The following is a 2,833-nucleotide window of genomic DNA, read 5'->3' as shown; positions in this document are numbered from 1 at the left end:
GGCATGAGGGGGGTCTTGCGTCCCTTGCCGCGCGGCTTGGGAATCTTGTTCCAGTTCGCCAGCAGGGGGGCACATGCGGCCAGCAGGTTGAGGAAGGTTTCCGCTCGCCGGGCGCACTCCTCGGGGGACTCCCGCCGCGGCCCCCAGTAGGCACCGGCGGAGTAGGTCTCAGGAGAGGTCGTGGGCGGAGCCTGGGTCGTCATGAGTCGCTTCTCTCAGGGTACCAACGAACGTGCAGGTGTATGGATGACGGCAATTTCGGTGACGTCATTGCCCTTCAGCAGCTTCCGGATGGCATCTGCTGCGTGCTTCTCGGCGACGTGCCACTCAATGCGGATGCCCGTGCCTCGAACAATGTCACGCTGCCGGATCGCCTGGTCAACGAGGTCTCCAGCCTTGCCCGATGCTTCAAACCAATACTTGGGGGCAAGACCCTCCTCGAAGAACTCGGCGTAGCCGAGCCCCTTGGCCTCCAGGAGCACGCCATCCTTGAAGCCATCGAACTTCACGCCACCGCTGTTTCTGCCCACGCCACCCACCCAGTAGGCCTCGTCGTAGGAGTGGCCTGAGAGCTGCTCCTGGTAGGCCCGAGCACGCGGGGACGCGCCTTTTTCTTCGGACGGGGCCCACTGTCCTGGGCCACGCCCACCGGAGGGCGTGGGCTGCCCCGTTGCAACATTCGCCCGGTGCAGAACGATGGCGGCCCCAGGCCCGCCGCCCAGCACGTCTACCGCGCTTCCTACCGGCACCACGACACGCTCAATCGCCAGCATCCCCTCCGCCGACATCGAGAGCACCGGCGCCATGGCTTCCGCGCCCGCCGCCAGGCCCGTCACCGTGCGAGTCGTGGCCGAGGCCGCGCCGCAGGTAGCGATGACGCTCGTCGCCAGCCGCGCCACCTCGCGGATCTGCTCGCCCTCCGTCATGGAGCGGAAGCGCTCCCAGTACGCGGGCGACGACGCGATGAGGGCCGCCACGCCTGCTGGCAGGTTCCGCAGTCCTGCGATGCTGTCCGTGGGATGGGAGAGGACCTGTCCCAGCGCGTGGTACAGCTCCACGAAGGCGTCCTGTGCCCCATCCAGTGAGCGACTGATGACGTCCGCGTCGTCGTACACCTCGGCGAGGGGCCGCCAGTCCGAAGGCTGGAGCTGCGCATCGACGGCGCGGAAGACACCGCCCTTGCCGCTGTAGAAGCGTCCCAGTTCGAAGTTGCCCGCGCGGAAGGCTCCGTCCCTCCACTCGACAGGCGCCACCTTCTGCTGCGTGCGCCCATCGAGCGTCCACGCGAGGTAGCCATCCGGTCGCAACACCGCGACCTGCTCCCGGGAGAAGCGCTTCACGCGACGGAGCAATTCCTCCCGTGAAACCGCGCCACCCTCCAACACCTCTCGCAACAGGAAGCTCGCCGCCATGCGGGGCGGGAGGTTGCCCAGGGTGATGGGCTTGCGTAGGAGCACACCCAGTATCCGCACCGCTTGCGTGGGGGTGAGTGCGCCGCCTGGGAGGGGCCGCTCGTCTTGCGCTTCCAGCCCCGCGTCCGTCAGCAACTGCTCCCAGGCATCCACCCGCGTGCCGGGGCTTGCCAGGGCCACCGTCGTGCGGATGGGACTCGCGCCTGTCATTACCTCCCGGACGCCCTTGCGACGATGCAGCCGTCCGGGCTCCTCGTTGCCCGTGACGGACCGTGGCGGAGCGGAGGACGCAGCGCTCGGCGGTGGCACGGGAGGGGAGCCCGTGGCCTCGCGGGGCGTGTAGCTCAGCATCCTTCCGGACGCAGGAGGCACCGATGCGCAGCCGGTGAGGGCCATCGCCATGCACAGCAGCAAGGCTTCAACGCGCACGGTCCACCCCCAGGCCCATTGAATCGGACCCAGGCTATGCCGCTGGGTCTGGCTGATCCGCCGGACCGGGCACTCCCCTGCACCCGAGGGCATGTAGGAAGGTGGGAATCAGCGCTTCAGACTGTTGGCTGCCGTCTTCCGACGCGGGGCTGGCTCTACGTCGTCCTGGACTACGTGGAGGGCTACACGCTGGGCGAGTGGCTGGAGAAGACGCACCCCACGGCGCATGAGGTGGTGGGTGTTTTCGTCAAGCTCGCCTCGGCACTGGCGCACGTGCACGGGCGGGGCGTCTTCCACCGCGATTTGAAGCTGAGCAACATCCTCGTGCGCGCCTCGGATGGAGAACCCTTCCTGCTGGACTTCGGCGTGGGCAGCTACGCGCAAGCTCCGGAGTTGACGGAGACGCCCCTGCCGCCGGGCACCCGGCGCTATCGCTCGCCCGAAGCCACGAAGTTCCTGCGTGAGCACGGCGAGGAGCACGAAGCGCGCTACGCGTTCAAGGCCACCGACGACATCTACGCACTGGGCATCTGCCTCTATGACCTGCTGACGATTCCGCGGCCGGTGAGTGAGGCTCCGGCCATGTTCCTGGGAGGTCGGTTGACGCCACCTGCTCCGCATACGCTCAACCCGCGAGTGCCCCCTGGCTTGAGCGCGGCGGTGCTTCACTTCGTGGCCCGGGAACCCGAGAGGCGCGCACCCACGGCCGAGGTGATGCGGCGCGAGTTGGCGGCGCTGCTCCCCGAAGCGGGAGCGGCGTGGACGGAGCCCTTCCATGCGCCCGCCCCGCACCTCCAGCTCGCCCCCGCGAACGCTCCCCAGGATCCCGAGGCGTCATCGCGGGAGGTGCCCGAGCGCTCCGGGCTGCGCCGGGCACGCGGGGTGGCCCTCGTGGCCGCCCTCGCGGTCGCCCTGGTGGGGCTCCTGCTGCTGCGGCCTGCCCGGGTTGAGCCGCCCACCCCCGCAGGCCAGGAACCCGTGATGCCATCCCC

Annotated in this window: 3 protein-coding genes; 1 reads left to right on the top strand and 2 read right to left on the bottom strand. The window is 69.0% G+C overall.

Annotated elements, in window-relative coordinates; translation table 11 throughout:
• On the bottom strand, positions 1 to 203 hold a 203-nt coding region (locus D7V97_RS46355; protein ID WP_368669022.1), incomplete at its 3' end, for an Imm52 family immunity protein.
• A gap of 12 nt (positions 204 to 215) precedes the next feature.
• Positions 216 to 1,841: a Tox-REase-5 domain-containing protein gene (locus tag D7V97_RS41920; RefSeq protein ID WP_255424883.1), complete on the bottom strand. Its 1,626-nt coding sequence runs from the start codon at positions 1,839 to 1,841 to the stop codon at positions 216 to 218.
• A 174-nt stretch (positions 1,842 to 2,015) separates the two neighbouring features.
• Between D7V97_RS41920 and D7V97_RS41915 the strand changes: the two genes are divergently transcribed.
• The coding region (locus D7V97_RS41915) for a protein kinase (protein ID WP_233583582.1) at positions 2,016 to 2,833 on the top strand (818 nt) is incomplete at its 3' end.

Source organism: Corallococcus sp. CA053C (genome assembly GCF_003611675.1).
In the GTDB taxonomy this organism is placed as follows: Bacteria; Myxococcota; Myxococcia; order Myxococcales; family Myxococcaceae; genus Corallococcus.
This window is presented reverse-complemented; position numbering and strand designations above follow the sequence as displayed.